Raw genomic sequence first — 18,326 nt, 5'->3', positions numbered from 1 at the left:
AAATGTCACAGGTATTTGTACTGTTTGGCCAGCTTCTCCGTTTACTGTTGCTATCTTAACTGCTACTTTATTAGGATCAATTGTTTCAGTTGGTGTTGGTGTTGGCTTATCAGTTGGCTTATCAGTTGGTGTTGGTGTAGGTGTTACTACTGTAGTACCAACATTTACTCCACCATCAATGAACTGAACTTCAAGTTCCTTCAAGTCATTGTCTGCAAAGCCACCTACTTCGTTCAAGCTTATTGGTGTAAATCCATTAGGTGCTCCTGCATTTATAGTTGCTGTTATTACTGCAAATACTCCATCAGTCCTGATTGCTTCTGTTCCTCTTCCGGTATTTTCTGCATACAGGAATACAATCATGTTCTTTTCTGGGTAAATTGCAGCATCAAAGCTGTTCTTAGGATTAATTACTATGTCTCCTGCTTCAACATCTACTATTGTCAATACTTTCGGGTCATAGTTAAATACGAAGTCACAGTTTGCTATTCCCTTTGAAGGTACATTGCTAAAAGTCACAGGTATTTGCACTGTTTGGCCAGCTTCTCCGTTTACTGTTGCTATCTCAACCCGTACTGCATTAGGATTAATTGTTTGTGTTGGTGTTGGTGTTGGTGTTGGTGTAGGTGGTACTACTATATCGCCAACAATTACTCCACCATCAATGAACTGAACTTCAAGTTCCTTCAAGTCATTGTCTGCAAAGCCACCTGCTTCGGTCAATCTTATTGGTGTAAATCCGTTAGATGCTCCTGCATTTATAGTTGCTGTTATTACTGCAAATACTCCATTAGTCTTGATTGCTTCTGTTCCTCTTCCGGTATTTTCTGCATACAGGAATACAATCATATTCTTATCAGGATATATTGCAGAATCAAAGCTGTCGTTAGGATTGATTACTATATCTCCTGCTTCAACATCTACTATTGTCAATACATTCGGGTTATAGCTAAATACGAAGTCGCAGTTTGCTATTCCCTTTGTAGGTACATTGTCGAATGTCACAGGTATTTTTACTGTCTGACCTGCTTTTCCTTCTACTGTTGCTATATTAACCTGTACTGCATTAGGATTAATTGTCGGTGGTGGTGTCGGGCCTCCTATTCCTATTTCTACTCCACCATCTATATACTGTACCTTTAAGTCTCTCAGATCATTGTCAGCAAATGCACCATGTTCCTTCAATGCGATAGGAGTAAATCCGCTTCCGCCTTTTACTTTCGCATGTATAATTGCAAATGTTCCGTCTTTTGTAATTGCTTCTGTTCCTCTTCCAGTATTTTCTGCATACAGGAATACAATCATATTCTTATCAGGATATATTGCAGCATCAAAGCTGTCATTAGGATTGATTACTATATCTCCTGCCTCTACCTTTTGGATATCCAATATATCCGAATTATAGCTTAATACAAAGTCTCCATTTGCTATTCCCTTTGAAGGTACATTTGTTAATTTTATAGGTATTGTAACATTTTGTCCTACATTACCTTCTACAGTAGCTATAGTAACCGTCAATGCATTTGGATCTATTGTCGTAGTTGGTGTAGGTGTAGGTGTTGCACTCTTAGTTGGTGTAGGTGTTGCACTCTTAGTTGGTGTTGGAGTTGGTGTTGGTGTTGAACCTCCAGGTTCTTTACCCCATACAAGCACACCATTTAAGTAAGCTGTTACCTGATCCCACTCAACAAACTGTGAACCAGCCTTGAATGAGTAGTCATTTGACTGTGTATAGTTAGACCAGTCATTCTTCGCAAATCTACCTTGAATTTGAACATGTGCGCCTGCTTCAAGACTTCCGCTTGTAAAGCTTATTTCAAGGTAAGTATCTGCGTCATTTGTTGAGGAATTCATTTTTACAAATGTTCCTTTAACATTTGAAGTAATTCCGTTATAGCTGCCGTTGCTGCCGATAATTGCAGCGTGGTCGCACCAGAATGTCTGATCCTTTTGTCCGTCTATTGTATAGTAGTATCTTAATGTGAGTTTGGACAAGTCAATTGCACTGCTTCCAGTATTAGTAACCTTAAACTGCGGACTTATTGAGTTAGAAGTATCTGAAGGATTGCTGTTGTAGAATTCAACCTTCAAATTGCCTGATACTGGAGACTTAGTTGGTGTTGGTGTCGGTGTCGCACTCTTAGTTGGTGTAGGTGTTGCTGATTTAGTCGGTGTTGGTGTTGCACTCTTGGTTGGTGTTGGTGTAGGTGTTGCATTTCCAACATTTACGCCACCGCTTACAAATGTTACCTTCTGCTCAATCAAATCATTATCTGCAAATCCGCCTACTTCTTTGCAGGTAATAAATCCTGGAGCACTTGACTTAACAGTTGCTGTTATTAATGCAAATAAACCATTTTCTTTTATTGCTTCTGTTCCTCTACCGGTATTTTCTGCATAAAGGAATACAATCATTCCCTTTTCCGGGTAAATTGCAGCATCGAAGCTATCTCTAGGATTGATTACTATATTTCCTGCTTCAACATCTACTATTGACAATACATTCGGATCGTAGTCCAATACGAAATCACAGTTTGCCAATCCTTTTGATGGAACACCGTAGAAGTATATAGGTATCTGAACTGTTGTTCCTACAGCTCCTGTAACTTTACCAATTTCAACTGCTATACCATCTCTTGGATCAATTGTTGGTTTTGGTGATGGTATTGGTGTTGGTGTTGCTGTAGAGCCAAGGTTTACTCCACCTTCGATAATAATTGTGCTTATTTCTTTTAAATCGTTGTCCGCAAATGCACCATATTCAGTCAATTTAATTGGTGCTGCTGAAGAAGATTTGACAGTAGCTGTTATTGTTGCAAATACTCCGTCTTTTGTTATTGCTTCTGTTCCTCTTCCGGTATTTTCTGCATAAAGGAATACAATCATTCCCTTTTCCGGGTAAATCGCAGTATCAAAGCTATCTCTAGGATTGATAACTATATCCCTGCTGTTACCGTTGTTACGTCTAATACCTTTGGATCATAGCCTAATACGAAGTCACCATTAGCTATACCTTTTGATGGAACTCCGCTCAGGGTTACAGGTATCTGGACTGTTGTTCCAACGGCTCCTGTAACTTTGCCGATCTCGACTGTCATTGTGCCTGCTGCCGATATTGATTGCGGTATCATTGCCGCAAAAATCGTCGTCAGCATAGCAACAACTACGATCATACTGATGACTTTTTTCATCTACCATTCCTCCCAAAAATTAATAATTTTATATGATCTTATAAAAAGATCTCTAAAGGCATTTGAAATCAAATACCTTATATACAAATCAAATAAAATAACAACAAAATTTAGCATTAATATCAATAAACAATATTAATATTTTCATGTCAAATTTTCAGTTTTAATAAATACCAGAGAATTTGTCGATAAATAGGAATTGGTTTTTGATAATTCGTTATTCGTTGAAACAGATGATTCTATGTATATGCTTTGATATTTGCATCATAAATACATATAAGCTGTTAAATACACTATTTCATTGAAATGCTGGAATTAATAAATACTCTCCAGTACACTTTTCTTATCTTTATGTAAGAGTTAAATTATAAATAGATGTGATTAATCCCCTGTACAAACTCCTCCCTATTTAAAACTTGTTATTATAAATTTATATATATAAAACTCTGTATTTTGGGGAAATATTAGAGGCCATTAAATCAGAATTTAAAATAAAATTATTATCTAATGTTATGTGAACTGAATACTGAGACACTTAAGCGCTTAATTTTAATAAAGAATTGCCTCCAAACTCCCAAATACATTGTTATTATTTATTATCAAAAAAATTAATGATGTTTTAATTTCATTATATATTAAAATCAAATTAGTTTCAATAAGTTTTCAAAATAAAGCCTCCTCTGTTTTCAAACTGCATGCAAACAAGAACAATTCTTCCGATAAAGAGCTTTTCTCAGCATCTCAAATCCACATCACCCGTTAGATTACTAAATTTGCAGAAAAATTTTTTTTGTAAAGGCAAGAGAACATTCTAATTTCTTTGTAATATATATTCGTTATATAAGCAAATTTTGGGGGGCATTTTTAAAAAATAATATTTCTAAATTTTAAATATTATTACAGAAATATTCTTATCCTTGGTATAAAAGGTTATATTTTTTCTCCCTTGACCATCCTATAAAACCCCGGCAAGTCTTGCCCATTACACCTTCTGCAGTTTTCCGGCAAAACCTTCATCCTTTGCGGATATTGTTGAAATTTGTCGTGTCCCATCTGTTTGAAATAGACTTGGGAACAACAGTCTCCTCTCGGTTCTTCGAAGCTTTTATACATCTTTTTCCACAATGCCTTTATCGGTGTTTCAAAAACGTTGCCAAAGTTAAATGGTATGTAATCACAGGGATATAAATCTCCCCGGCCGTCGATAAACGAGTAATACCCTGCTGCTCCACATCCAAACATTTCTTGGGATTCAAAGTATGGCAAAACAGATACCTTCGGAAAATTCCCGTCTTTGTTATACAATATATGCAGTTCAATAAGCTCCTTCAGTTCATCATCAGTAAGCAATTCATCCCGATTTATTCTCCCGCTTCTTCCAAAAGGCTTCGGCTCCATCAACCTAACCTCATCAACTCCGCACTGCCCGAGAAACTTTATAAATTTCTTCATCTTTTCGCCTTTCAAAAGTTCCCTGCTGCAAAAAGTCCTGGTAACCGTATAAAGTTCTGCCTTTTTTGAGTTTTCAATTGCATTTATGGCATAATGATAAGCCCCATTAAAGCCCATTCTTTCATTATGCTCACTTTCAATCATCGATTGAAAATCTATTATCATCCCATATAGGCCTGCTGATTTTAAATCTCTTGCTCTCTGTGATGTCAAGCCATACCCTGTTGAATACACATAAGATACACTTCTGTTGTCTATATTCCCAATAATTTCTTCAAGGTCATTTCTAAGCAACGGTTCTCCGCCGGCAAACCCAATAATCCCTACTCCCATATCCTGTATCTCATTTACCAAAGATATCAGGCTTTCCTTTTCCATATCATTGAAAGAATTTTTTTGTCCTTCGAAAGAACCTGTACTATCGTTTGTTTCCCTGTTGTTGGGGTATCTTGATGTAACATCAATATTTACCCAAACCGGAAACTTTCTTCTACCCTTAACAAGGTTATCAAAAAGATTGCTGCCGCTTCCCGGTATACCATCAAATAAGCTGTCAAAAGCTCTTGTATTTATCGGCGGAATAAAAGAACTAAGCACAAATGTGTTTTGATGCTGCAGAATCCTTTCATTTTTAAACGCATGGTAGATGCTTCTTATAAGATTTATTGGCCTATATTCCTCATTTTCCGACAGCAACTTGTGAACTTGCAAAGCTTTTTTAACAAGCGACGGATTAACGGCCATTTTCATAAGTAACGATATATTAATTATACTAATATTCATAAATAATGTCATCCTTTATATAAAGTTCGCAAATCAAATCAAACGTTTTTACAATTATATTCTATCAAAACATTCTATTTTTTCAAATCAATAATACCTTTTATGAAGTTTTTAAAAGTATTTACCCACGAAAAAACTGCCTTAAATTTACTTTAAGGCAGCTTTTCATACAGATCGATTCTGTATTAATCAATATTTTTTAATCAATTCTTTTTGCTTTTTCAACAAGCTTCACAAATTCATTTCTATATCCCTCTTCATCGCTGTCGGCATACTGCTTTGCGACCTGCAAAACACGGTCATAGGACGAATTGCCTTTATACTTGGATTCTCTAAGAAGCAGACCGAATTCTGCAACAGCAGCAGCAAACTTTAGGTTTTCCGATACCTTTCCCTCATCCTCTTCCAGCACAGTTTTTGAGAGCAGTTCGCTTGTATCGGATTCAGGCTTCTTATATCTTATCTTCACCGTGGCAACTTCATTGCTGTCTATAAGTTGAGATTTCTGATATTTGAGCTCGTCAACCCCCGGAACCTCAAACTCCGAATCTACAGGAGCAATCTCGTAAAGTGCAGTTACCGAGTGCCCCGCACCTATTTCTCCTGCGTCTACCGAGTCGTCGTTAAAATCCTCGTTTCTAAGCAATCTGTTTTCATATCCGATTAGCCTGTAAGCCTTTACCTTTGCAGGATTAAACTCCACCTGTATTTTTACATCCTTTGCAACAGTGTTTAAAGTCGCACCCATTTCATTTACAAGAACTTTCCTGGCTTCTGCAATATTGTCTATATATGCATAGTTCCCATTGCCTTTGTCTGCAAGGCTTTCCATTTTTGAATCCTTGTAATTGCCTGTTCCGAAGCCAAGCACCGTAAGGAATATACCTTCATTTCTTTTCTTTTCAATCAATCGCACAAGCTCAGCCTCACTGCTCACTCCAACATTAAAATCGCCGTCCGTAGCCAGAATAACACGATTGTTGCCCGACTTAATAAAATTCTTCTTTGCTATATCATAGGCAAGCTTTATTCCTTCCGCTCCTGCTGTCGAACCTCCTGCTTCCAGCTCCATCAAAGCATCAAGATTTTATCCTTTTCACTTCCCGGAGTTGAATCCAGAACCAAACCTGCCGCACCTGCATAAACACAATTGATACCCTGTCATTCTCGCCCAATTCGTCTACAAGAAGCTTAAAAGCTGATTTTAAAAGGGGAAGCTTATCGGGAGTATCCATTGAACCGGAAACATCCAGCAGGAAAACCAGATTGCTTGGTGGAAGCTCCTCTGTTGAAAGCTTCTTTGCCTGAAGCCCTACAAGCATTAGATTATTCTCCGGATTCCACGGACACTCTCCAATCTCGGTGGTTATGCTAAATGGGTCGTTGCCGTCAGCATCAGGATAGTCATATGTAAAGTAGTTTATCATTTCTTCAATTCTTACGGCATCTATAGGCGGCTTTTGCGAAGAATTGAGAAAGCGCCTTATATTGCTGTAAGATGCCGTATCCACATCCACAGAAAACGTTGAAAGAGGATTGTTATATGTATCAAGGAATACATTCTCGTTAATAACATTATAGTCTTCGGTATTATACTGAGTCTGAAAAACGTCGATATCCATTGCTTGATTATACTCGATATCCACCGTTCCAGAATTCTGGCCACCGTAATTTTTATTCAACATCGCCGAATCGGTGGTGTATTCTTTAACTGACACCACGCTACAGGAAGAAAGCAGTGTTGCAATCAAAAAAAACCAAACCAAAACCCATACTACACTATTTGTATGTTTTGTAATAATATTCATTTTCATATAATTCCCTCCGTTTTTTTGTGTTTTTTGTATTAGACGGAGTTCCTTATTTTTGGTTCCAAATTTTATTTAAAATTTTTTTCAATCCAATCAACCACATAACCTGCAGCGTGCCTGTCATGATGAACACAAACACAGTCACAAACTGCTATCAGCTCCGGATGAGCATTTTCAACAGCAAACCCTGTTCCCGATGTTTTTATCATTTCTACATCGTTTTGATTGTCGCCAATCGAAATTACTTTACTTTTTTCTATCCCTATCATCTTTGCAAGCTCGTCCAAAGCTTCACCTTTTGAAGTTTTTTTGTCGAGTATCTCTAAGAACTGCTTCTCCGAATACACTGTCCTAAAACCCTTTTCCTTGGTTTTCAAAAAGTCCTCCACCTCAGGAAGCCTGTCCGGGTTGGCCGTAAGAATTACCTTATAAAATTTTTCGGGTATCTCATCTGCAGAAATCAATATTGGTTTAAAACCTTCCTTTTTGCTGTGCTTTTCGGTCTCTTCATTCTCCCTCAGCAAATAAACACTGTCTCCCCCCGGGAATATCTCAATTCCCAGATAAGGAAATTTGTCCAAAACCTCTTTCAGCAAACCTCTTATGTCCTCTTTAAAACCGCAGGTCCAAAGATTCTTTTCATTATCAAAATCATATATAAGCGCTCCGTTATATAAAATAACAGGAGCATTTACCGGCAAAACTTTCAAGTATTCTCTTACTCCAAGCTCCATCCTGCCCGTCGCAATAGTAAATATTCCCCCGTTGTCTACAAAATACGAAATGGCCTTTATATTTTCCTCACTTATTTCAAACTTGCTGTTTAGCAAAGTTCCATCCAAATCACTAACAAGCATTAATCCTTGAAACTTTTTCTCCATCACCAAACTATCCCTTCACATTCAATCCTATTCTCTGCAAATAAGTTCATTGATTTTTTCCGCAGCATCCTTTAAATCCCGGGCAATATAATTTACAAAGCTAAAATCCTGCTTGTTGGTATACACCGACGGCACAGCAATTGTATAGCATCCCGCCGTGACCCCGGCAAGAGCACCGTTGCTTGAATCCTCAAGAACAATGCACTCAGCCGGCATTACTCCAAGCCTCTTTGCCGCAGTATTATACACTTCCGGATCGGGCTTTCCCTTTTCAACCTCATCCGATGTCACAAAAACATCAAAATAATCTTCAATTTTAAGTTTATCCAGCACTATTTTCAGAAACTTATTCGGTGAACCTGTGGCTATAGCATCTTCAGTTTTCCCCTGATACTGTTTAAAATATCGAAAAGTCCCGGCATTGCTTCAACTTCATTTATCAGCTTCTTGACAAACAAATCATCCCTGATGCTTAAAAGTTCCCGAGGTGAAATATCAAGCCCCAGATCTTCTGCAAAAACAGTTATAGCTTCTAAAGGTTTTCTTCCCATCATCTTCCATAGGGTCTCATCCTTTACCTCTTTTCCGAAATTTCGTGCAATCAGCCTTTCAACGTCAAAATACAAGCGTTCCGTGTCAATCATCAATCCATCCATATCAAATATAACCGCTTTTACTCTCTCCAAAAACCCACCACCCGTTTTGCTATAAAACATTAAATCAATTTTTTACATCAAAATGCTTTGTTTTTCCCGGACACGTATATATAATAATAATAGTAAACAACAATAATTTCAAGGGAATGATGCAAATGCAGAAGAAAAGATTTTCAAAAGAGTATGAAGTACATTATTACGAGATCAACGCAATGCAGGAACTAACTCTTCTATCCCTGCTAAACTATCTGGAGGACTGTGCAATATCCCACTCAGCTTCTGCAGGGTACGGAGTCAACGAATTAAAAGCTGCCGATTCAGGCTGGGTATTAAATCGCTGGTCACTTAAAATAGACAGGTTCCCTAGGCTCAGAGAAAAAATCACTGTAGAAACATGGGCCTCTTCCTTCGAGCGTTTCTACGGATACAGAGAATTTTTCATAACGGACAGCAGTAATAAAACTATTGTTAAGGCATCATCCGTATGGATATATTTCAATATAAAAAAAAGAAGGCCAATGAGAATCCCTCTCGAAATGGGTGATGCTTACGGTATAGATGAAGCAAAAGCTTTGGAGGAACCCTTTGCCGACCTTGATTTTGATTTCGAACCCGAAGTTTTTGAGGAATTTCCTATAAAAAGAAGTGATATAGATACAAATAATCACGTAAACAACAAAAAATACGTTGACTGGATTATGGAAACCGTGCCCCAGCAGATATACGACAACTACAAAGTTGCATCTCTCCAGATTATGTACAAAAAAGAAGCATCATTGGGCTCAGTCATAAGGTCAGGCTGCATAATTGACTGGGAAAATACCGATGCTCCTCAGCTTCGTCACAAAATTTGGGATAAGGATACTGGTTTGGAGCTGGCATCGGCCGAAACAATCTGGCAGAAAATTGTTACATAAGCTTTTAGGTATTGATTTAAAGCGGGTTGAGCACTGTCTTTTGTGCCCAACCCTTATATATTAAAATCATTAAAGGGTTCCATCAATTTTATTTTTCATTTCCTTTAGCTCATTTATTCTTTCGGTTATGTAGGATATATTGTTCTCATATCTGTCTAAAACCTTTTCAACAGCTTGTAATGTAGGGTCCAATGAAGACTCATCATTTTCCGATTTTATAAAATATTGTAAAGTATCCTCCATCAGTTCTTTGCTCTTTATCATTTCATTGAGTTCACAGTTTAACTTGTGCAAAGTATTGATAATATACGGATACTCTCTAAAAAATCTTCCGATGACATTTCCAATCCCCCTTTACCGCTGCCCCATTGGTATATTTATTATATGTTGAATCAAATTGCCGAACATATGTTCTATAAATATACTACTATGTTTTGTCCAAATTCACTAATTGTAATTTTGCCCCATAAACTTGATTAAAATAAATTTTCAATACATTACCTCCCGATTTCTTGATTTTTTGTTGTCTATTTTGTATTTGCATATAAAAATTTTTGAGCCTGCACGGCTCAGTCGATTGACCTTGCCGGCAGGCCGCAAACTATAATAAATTTCTATTATCCTTGTACATTTGGAACAAATGTTGCACAGTCTGTTTCTTGAGAATCCGCTGCATTTCTTGGCTGAACTTCAATCTTCTCTGCAGCGCAGTAGTCGCCGCTCATATAATAATGGCATGTGTTTACAACACACTTTACGCTTCATTTGGACGGTTCATTTTCTGAACTTTCATAATGCTTCCTCCCAAATATATAGTTGATGAACTTCAATATTATTTTTAAAAAAATAGGCTGTTTTAATACATCCAATTAATATAAAAAGCAATAACTATCAGAAATAAAGAAATAGGAAATTTTTGTAATGCCACAGGCATAAAAAAGCACAGTGTCTTTCAATTGAAAGCTATCCTGTGCAACAAGCCATAATTTCATAAATTTTAAAAATTTTAATTTATTAAATTCTTAAGCAGTAGCAATAGCCTTTAATTTTGAATGCTTTTGAGGCTCCAACTGCTGTTTGTACAGAACATATTTTATTGCATTGCTGGCAATTTCGGCCATTTTATAAACCAATCCGAGACTTGTATTCTGTAACATGACATGGGGTGCAAATCCGCTAAATGCCACAATACCGGACAACGATATATCGCCCACCGGAGGCAAATCCTTGCCCACTCCGCTTCCGGGCTTTATCGGCTCATTACATAACCCAATGTGTCCGATATGATCGATACTTCCTATAGATGCATCAACAGCAATAACAAGAGTGTTCAAAGTGTCGATTTTGTCCATTGTCTGTCTAAGGTTTAAGGCATGTACCGGCTCAATAATTGTACCGTACACATCAAAATCGTATATTTTGCATTTTGAAAGCATATACCCGACCAGCGGTCCAAAGCTGTCCCCCGTAGAGCGATCTGTCCCTATACCTACAACTGCAATTCTTTTGTAGTGTTTGTCAATACTTTTGACCATGTTGTGCATTTCATGATTCAACCTATACTGACACAATTTCTCATCTGTGCTGAAATAAAACTTCTTGCATTTTAACATATTACCTACTCCCCTAAAAAATTAAATATTTATAAATAAATTTTATTTTTAACCAAATTTTTCTATTATTCTCTCTTTTTCGATTTACAATTCCATTATACAACAAATTATTCTCGTTAAAAAGTACTAAATTTTCATCATTGGCATTTGCCTTTTCCTTTCACGTCCTCAATCTATATCCTGCTCCCCACACAGTCTCGATATACTGGGGATTTGAAGGATCGGACTCGATTTTGTCCCTGATTCTTCCAATGTGAACGGTAACCGTTGCAGCATCTCCCAAGGCATCCATTCCCCATACTCTGTCAAAAAGTTCTTCCCTTGAAAAAACCCTGTTGGGGTTCTGGGCTAGAAACAACAAAACATCAAATTCTTTCTGTGCAAGGTTAACTTCCTTTCCGTTTACAAACACCCTCCTAGCATCCTTTTGAATTTCAAGTCCTCTTATCGTAATAGAAGTTATGTTGTTATTTCCGTATTTATTTTTGAGCCTTTCATATTTTGCTATGTGAGCATTTACCCTTGCCACAAGTTCCCCCGGCTAAAGGGTTTTGTAATATAATCATCGGCCCCAAGCTTTAAGCCGTGAATTTTATCAAACTCTTCCTTTTTTGCCGACACAATAAGTACCGGAATGTCTTTTTCATCACGAATTCTTTTTAATATTTCATATCCATTCATGCCGGGAAGCATAATATCAAGTATCAGAAGGTCATACTCTCCATTTTTAATACTGTTTAAGCCTTCAACTCCATTCGTACATACGTCAACAGAAAATCCGTTAATTTCAAGATAATCCCGTAAAAGCTCTCCTATGCTTTCATCATCTTCAACAATAAGAATCTTTCTCATCTCATCCGGCCTCCTTCATTCTTCGTATTTTTTAAGAGAAATCATCACACTTGTACCTTCATCCTTACGGCTAACCGCCCATATTTTCCCTTCATGCCCCTCGATTATCTGTTTTGCGATGGCAAGTCCCAATCCGCTTCCTTTTCTAGTATCCCTTGCCGAATCGGCGCGATAGAACCTGTCAAAAATATGGGGAAGATCGCTTTCACTGATTCCCGCTCCGTTGTCCATTAACTCTATTATTACATTTGACGTAGCCTCTCTTAAAAAGATATCAATTTTTCCCTGCTGCTTGTCCATATACTTTCTGGAGTTGTCAATTATATTTATCACTACTCTTCTCACCTGGTCCCGGTCTATCATTATGTAACGCTTTCCTTGCAGTTCGTTGTGAAGCTTAATCTTAATATTGGACTTTTCAAGCTCAATATCTATTTCATATATACAATCCTCGAAATACTTCAACACATCAGTCTTTTCAATATTAAACGAAACTTTATTCATATCCAGTCTTGAATATAAAAGAAGGTCGTCGATCATCCTGTCCATATGAACCGCCTTGGAATGGACCGTTTTTAAGTATTTTTCCACCTTCTGGGGAGTATTGGCCACACCGTCCAGTATTCCCTCAACATATCCTTTTATTGATGTTATAGGGGTTTTTAGATCATGGGATATACTTGAAAAAAGCATTTTTCTGCTGTCATCATATTTTTTCTGGGTGTAACTGGCTTCCACAAGCTTTAATCTCATTTTCTCAAAAGAACGGCACAGTTCCCTTATTTGGGCATCTCCATCCTCAATAATTTCAAAGTCAAGATTTCCTTCGCTTATTTTTCCCGCAGCGATCTGAAGTTTTCCCAAGGGACTTATGACTTTTTTTGAAAAAATAAAAATAATGGCTATATTGGTTATTATAAAACTGATAACAAAAGTCATGCCTGAAAATATCAGCAGCTTTTCCGTTGTCATCCAATCATTCACAGTAGGTGCAAGCAAGACTATTTTTCCGCTCTCACCATTATTAAAGTTCACAGGTATTACTTTCACCATATAGGTTTTTCCCTGAATCTCAACAATATTTTTAAATAAGTTGTCACCGGTCTTTTCAAGACACCTTTCCAACTCAATAATGCTAAGCACCCGGGTTTCAAAAACCCGTTCCTGTCCCTTTAACACAACTATATCAGCCTCAATACTGCCAAGTCTTGTAGAAATATACTGCTGAAAATCTTTTTCCAAAATTATTTCCGGGGAATTTCTAAGTACGCTTCCGTCGGCTTTAAAAAACTCGTACTGTATCTGTGTAAGCTTTTTTACATTATTGTAGCTGATATCTGCATCATGTATTCTTGCAAAAATAAACATAAAAATAAAAGATGCCACAAATGTTATCACAAGAGGGATAACAATAATTGCAGCATTCGAATAAATAAGGCGTTTTTTTTAAATCCATATCCCATTTCACCTTTATAAATCTTTTTTATCAAACAAATAATATCCTGCCGTATAAAACATTATAACATATCCTGCCATGATAAAAACTCCCGTATAAGCTTACCTAGCGGCATTATATCAACATTCCACAAAACATACCAATCAAACATTGATGTTATAAAAAGGTTTGCATACCTTGGAAATACCAGTGAAAGCGCATTAAATGCTATAAATAAAATTATGGATAAAAAGAATACCGTTGTTCCGCTTTTTAAAACATTTGACAAAAACACAATGATAAGAGCAAAGCCCATTACAGGTATCAACGTAACAAAATAGGACAGAACTATTCTCAAAATTCCGAACACCGATAACGATACGGAGTTAAAAATAACCCCCACTACTAAGGACAGCAGCATTACCATCAACAGGTTTGCCAGTACAAAAAAAGCGACAGCAGAAATTTGGCAGTAAACAGCTTCATCCTTGAAACCGGTCTGGTTAATGTAATCTTCATAGTATTGTGAGAAAACTCTCCGGAAAACACATCTATGGCAACAAGTGCTGTAAATAACGGCAATATGGTTTTGACCAGCAGGGAAAGCACCAGTATCGGAAACTGCGTACTGCTGGCAGCCAGCAACCCAAAACCCCTGTTTACTCCGGTAACCACCAATTGTCCCATTACTATGGCAAGGAATGACAGTATAGCAGCTACAACAACTTTCTTCTTTCTGTATATTTTCTCGACTTCATTAATAAATGCGGCTTTAAACGTTCCCATTTTTACCTACCTCGCTAACAAAATAGTTTTCAAGTGAAGCAAAGTTTTTAAGGATATTTTCGGTTGTATCTACATTAACCAATTTGCCGTTGTACAGTATCCCAATCCTGTTACATGTAAGCTCCACATCATGAATAAGGTGACTTGAAATGAAAAAGGTGGTCTTTTCCGTCTCTGCAAGCATCTTTATAAGCTTTCTCATTTCTATCATGCCTTCCACGTCAAGCCCGTTTAAGGGTTCATCCAATACTACCAATTCCGGCTTGGACAAAATTGCTGCAGCCAAGCCCAGCCTCTGCTTCATACCGAGGGAAAAATTCTTTACCTTTTCATTTTTAAACTTAAGAATGCCGGTAAGCTCCAAAACCTCGTCAATTCTACTATTGTCCACATTATCATAGAACCTGGCAAAAAGCTTTAGGTTTTCATAGGGTGAAAGGTATGCATAGGACTCCGCAGTCTCAATAATACAGCCCACTTTTTTCATGGCCTTTTCAAATTCGGTTATGACACTGTGTCCGAAAATTTCCACATCACCGCTGTCCGGATGCATAAGACCCGTCATAATTTTCATTGCTGTAGTTTTTCCGGCACCATTAGGGCCAAGGAATCCAAACACATCTCCTCTATAAACATCAAGATTTATATCAAAAATTCCTCTTCCATTCTTATATAATTTGGTAAGTCCCTTTATTTCAAGTACTGTTTCCATTGAACCCTCCAATAGATAATAATTTATGAAACCGACAGCGGAAAACCCGCTGCCAGTTTCAAATATTTCTATAATGTGTCAGTGTTAAGTGCCTCTTACTCCTCAAAAACCTTGTTGAAAGTTGAATTGTACAGGACTACACTTTCTCCAGGTTTTTCACTCGTAATATGGCATTCAACTCTTCCCATCTCCAGATACATATAGCCTTGAATTACATTACCTGAAGCATCGGTAGCTTCAAGTTGATATTTACTTAAATCTAACTTTAAGCTGTAGCTGTTTGAACCTCTGCTGTAATCGGCATATTCTTCTTTATAAACTTCAGTGTATGTTCCATAAACATAAGTGCCGTCAAAGCCCGTAATTTCTATAATCCTCTCGCCGATCTTGATAAATCTGTCACCTTCTTCCAATACAACATCATTCTTCCATTTGCCAAAATACTTTTCAATGTTATTAGTATTAGGGCCATTACGTACGATACTCTTTTCTACGTTCTTGCCTGTCAAATCAGGCTTTTCCACTGTAGTGGAGTTTATGTTATAGACCTTGAACACCAGCTCAACTTTCAAATCATGCTTTGTTCCGCCTTCCTCACTTCCGGAGATTATAAGTTCTCCAAACAAGTTTTCAATTATTCCGTCTCCATTCACATTAGCCCTTCCTCTTATTTCTTTCACAAATATATCACTTTTGAGGTTCGGAACACCAATTTCACTTCGTTCCATATGACTATCAAATACCGTCTGCTTTGCAACATATGCCGTAACAGCGTTAACCAAGGCCGGAATCTGCGCATCGCTTAATTTTCCGGAGAATTCCTTGCTTCCGTCAGAATTTTCTCCCACAACAACGTACTCCTTAAGATTTCCTATCAAAGCGTCGAATATTCTCTCAATGTACTGGGCATCTTCATCTTCAAAGAAATTCCTAATCGTTACGGCATCCTTCATTTCTTTCTCATATTCATTGACATAATAGGTATCTTTGTCGTTATAACCATGGTATATACTCATCCAATTGTCCCTATAAGTATAATTACTCTCATTCTTAATTCCTGCAAACTCCGTAGTTGAGATGTCTTCCATTCTGCTGTTGACCATGTCATACTTTGCTACAGCAGAATTTGTCATCAGCACTTTGTCATTATCTTTAATAGACAAGGCCACTTCCGTAGTAAAGCTGTCATATCCTTCAGAAAGGTTTTCTACCGTTTTCTTTATAGCGTCCTTAAACTGATCATACCCTGTCTTTGAAATCACATCCGCAAAGGCTGTTGACATGAATAATGCTGCTCCGATGCAAAAACTTAACAACATCGCGAGATTCTTTTTTCTCTTCATTTACCCTCTCTCCTTTTCAGTAAAATTCAAGGAAACGTTTCCTTACTTACTATTCTACATACCAGCTATAAAATTCAACTAAATAATATATAAACAATTAATAAACTTTTCTGCAATTTCATATAAACTTGCTTTGTATACGGTTATCTAGCTTTACTCAATATGAATTTCGGTATCATTGCCTTGATTCTGGCCGGCAATACATCAAAATCATTTTTTGTTATTCCCCTAACCAGTATCATTATATAGAAATATATTGCCATCCCAAGCAAAACTGAAACAACCGCAGATAATGCATTTACAACATATGCGCTCTTAATAAATCCCAAGACAAAGTACAATCCTTTGTATACAAGCAACACAAAAACACCCATCACTACCGACGAAATAGCCGGTTTTAACGACTGCTTCAGTATGTCAATTTTTATTTTTAATTCTTTTCTTACGGTTAGGACATTAAGAATAATGGTCAAGCCGTATCCCACCATACTTCCTATTACTGCCCCCATGATATTTATACTCGGATTTGCAATAAGTATATAATTGAAAATTATCTTTGCGATAATACCCAAAATTACGTTTATTGTGGCTTTGTACAGTTTTCCTGCGCCCTGCAAAATCGATGACTGTATTTGCACAACGGACATAAGAATGAGTACCAGTGAACCGTAGCGCATCAGATGCGAGCCTTCTCCGTATTTCAATACGGCATAAATGGGTTCACTCAATATCGACAATCCCACTGCCGATGGTATTACTATCAGCATACAAAGCCTGAAAGCGTGGTTGGATTTGTCCTCAACCTGCTTTTCATCTTTTTCCGCCGCAGCTCCCGAAATAGATGGCAGTACCGCAGCAGCAAGAGCCGAAACTATAGAAATCGGCGCATTCATTATTTGCTGGTATTTAGATAAATAGCTGTGCATGACCGATGCCATTTCCAGCGTATAGCCGCCGGCCAAAAGACGTCCTCTTATATTGGCCACATCAATAAGGTTTCCTGCATATTGAGCACCCACACAAACAGTAATGGGTAAACTGTAATAAAATATTCTAGCGGCAAGCTCTTTGTATGAGTATCTTTTGGCAGTTTTTCTATGCTCTTTCAAATTATTAATCTCTACGCTTCTTCTGTTGTAAATAAATATAAGAACAATAACGGAAGCGAATGCACCTAAAGTTGTTCCAACTGTTCCTCCCGCGCATGCAGCTTCAAGGCTTTTACTTATAAGCAGGGCCGCAAAAAGTACAGTGAATATCATATTGAATACCTGCTCAACCACTTGAGATATAGCGGTTGGGGTCATGTTGCTTATGCCCTGGAAATATCCCTTGTAGGATGATGCCAGCGCAGTAAAAAACAGTGTTGGGGATAATGCCGCTATTGCAAGGAATGATTTTTCCGAATTAATCATGACAGCTAATGGCTTTGCCGTAACAAACATAAGCACCGTCAAAACAGTACCTATTATGATAAGGAAAAAACGCGATATTTTAAAAGTCCTCAAAGCATCTTTGTAGTTGCCCACAGCGGTAAGCTCGGACACAGACTTTGCTATCGCAACCGGAATACCTGAATTGGCTATAACATAAATAAAAACATAAACCTGATATGCGGCAGCATAAATACCATTTCCTTCATCTCCGATAATGGCAAGCAAAAAGGGAATATAAAGCACCGATAATACTTTTGTTATCAGCCCTGCCGCCGACAGTACCGCAAACCCTTTTGTCATTGACTGTTTTTTCATATCTGCTCCTAATTTCCATAAATTATGTCTTCAACTGATATTATTGACAGCTTATAATCCGTCATACCTATTCTAATACAATGATTGGAGTTGTTCAAGTTTAATTGCTTTTAATTTTTAAACAGCGCAAATAAAAGCTCGAC

12 protein-coding genes and 5 pseudogenes are annotated in these 18,326 nt (G+C 37.4%); 1 reads left to right on the top strand and 16 read right to left on the bottom strand.

The features are described from left to right. The 7 genes and pseudogenes from JCM21531_RS25175 to JCM21531_RS24605 all read right to left on the bottom strand — a co-directional run. On the bottom strand, positions 1 to 519 hold a 519-nt coding region (locus JCM21531_RS25175), incomplete at its 3' end, for a cohesin domain-containing protein (RefSeq protein WP_500784530.1). Positions 520 to 705: 186 nt separating this feature from the next. After that, positions 706 to 3,098 (bottom strand): annotated as a pseudogene (locus JCM21531_RS25170) (cohesin domain-containing protein); the annotation flags it as partial. A 1,023-nt stretch (positions 3,099 to 4,121) separates the two neighbouring features. Further along, complete coding sequence (locus JCM21531_RS14760; RefSeq protein WP_038291037.1) at positions 4,122 to 5,426, bottom strand: radical SAM protein; 1,305 nt, start codon at positions 5,424 to 5,426, stop codon at positions 4,122 to 4,124. Between the two features lie 199 nt (positions 5,427 to 5,625). Then, a pseudogene (locus JCM21531_RS25165) lies at positions 5,626 to 7,111 on the bottom strand (vWA domain-containing protein). A 194-nt stretch (positions 7,112 to 7,305) separates the two neighbouring features. Next, complete coding sequence (locus tag JCM21531_RS14750; protein ID WP_038291039.1) at positions 7,306 to 8,118, bottom strand: Cof-type HAD-IIB family hydrolase; 813 nt, start codon at positions 8,116 to 8,118, stop codon at positions 7,306 to 7,308. Positions 8,119 to 8,145: 27 nt separating this feature from the next. Beyond that, positions 8,146 to 8,451 (bottom strand): HAD family hydrolase, encoded by a 306-nt coding sequence (locus JCM21531_RS24610; protein ID WP_279379086.1) that lies wholly within the window; start codon positions 8,449 to 8,451, stop codon positions 8,146 to 8,148. A 32-nt stretch (positions 8,452 to 8,483) separates the two neighbouring features. After that, positions 8,484 to 8,804, bottom strand: a complete 321-nt coding sequence (locus JCM21531_RS24605) for an HAD family hydrolase (RefSeq protein ID WP_279379085.1) — start codon at positions 8,802 to 8,804, stop codon at positions 8,484 to 8,486. A 125-nt stretch (positions 8,805 to 8,929) separates the two neighbouring features. Between JCM21531_RS24605 and JCM21531_RS14740 the strand changes: the two genes are divergently transcribed. Beyond that, a complete protein-coding gene (locus JCM21531_RS14740; RefSeq protein WP_038291034.1) occupies positions 8,930 to 9,691 on the top strand; it encodes an acyl-[acyl-carrier-protein] thioesterase in 762 nt (253 codons plus the stop codon). A 69-nt stretch (positions 9,692 to 9,760) separates the two neighbouring features. Here the strand turns inward: JCM21531_RS14740 and JCM21531_RS14735 are convergent, their stop codons facing one another. The 9 genes and pseudogenes from JCM21531_RS14735 to JCM21531_RS14700 form a co-directional block, all read right to left on the bottom strand. After that, positions 9,761 to 9,985, bottom strand: a complete 225-nt coding sequence (locus tag JCM21531_RS14735; RefSeq protein ID WP_038291032.1) for a hypothetical protein — start codon at positions 9,983 to 9,985, stop codon at positions 9,761 to 9,763. Between the two features lie 323 nt (positions 9,986 to 10,308). Beyond that, positions 10,309 to 10,484 (bottom strand): annotated as a pseudogene (locus tag JCM21531_RS18470) (DUF1540 domain-containing protein). Positions 10,485 to 10,713: 229 nt separating this feature from the next. Continuing rightward, the gene (gene yyaC / locus JCM21531_RS14730; RefSeq protein WP_038291030.1) at positions 10,714 to 11,304 is read right to left on the bottom strand and encodes a spore protease YyaC; all 591 of its coding nucleotides are present in this window, start codon (positions 11,302 to 11,304) and stop codon (positions 10,714 to 10,716) included. Positions 11,305 to 11,464: 160 nt separating this feature from the next. Continuing rightward, a pseudogene (locus tag JCM21531_RS14725) lies at positions 11,465 to 12,156 on the bottom strand (response regulator transcription factor). Positions 12,157 to 12,171: 15 nt separating this feature from the next. Next, a complete protein-coding gene (locus JCM21531_RS14720; RefSeq protein WP_243467765.1) occupies positions 12,172 to 13,542 on the bottom strand; it encodes a HAMP domain-containing sensor histidine kinase in 1,371 nt (456 codons plus the stop codon). 84 nt (positions 13,543 to 13,626) lie between these two features. Then, positions 13,627 to 14,377, bottom strand: a pseudogene (locus JCM21531_RS14715) (ABC transporter permease). Next, positions 14,364 to 15,089 (bottom strand): ABC transporter ATP-binding protein, encoded by a 726-nt coding sequence (locus JCM21531_RS14710; protein ID WP_038291026.1) that lies wholly within the window; start codon positions 15,087 to 15,089, stop codon positions 14,364 to 14,366. Before JCM21531_RS14710 ends, JCM21531_RS14715 begins: the two are co-directional and overlap by 14 nt. A 95-nt stretch (positions 15,090 to 15,184) precedes the next feature. Further along, complete coding sequence (locus JCM21531_RS14705) at positions 15,185 to 16,432, bottom strand: hypothetical protein (RefSeq protein ID WP_038291024.1); 1,248 nt, start codon at positions 16,430 to 16,432, stop codon at positions 15,185 to 15,187. Between the two features lie 143 nt (positions 16,433 to 16,575). Next, entirely contained in the window at positions 16,576 to 18,183 is a 1,608-nt protein-coding gene (locus JCM21531_RS14700; RefSeq protein ID WP_038291022.1) for a putative polysaccharide biosynthesis protein, read from the bottom strand. Positions 18,184 to 18,326: the final 143 nt, after the last annotated feature.

It is taken from the genome of Acetivibrio straminisolvens JCM 21531 (genome assembly GCF_000521465.1).
Taxonomy (GTDB): Bacteria; Bacillota; Clostridia; order Acetivibrionales; family Acetivibrionaceae; genus Hungateiclostridium; species Hungateiclostridium straminisolvens.
This window is presented reverse-complemented; position numbering and strand designations above follow the sequence as displayed.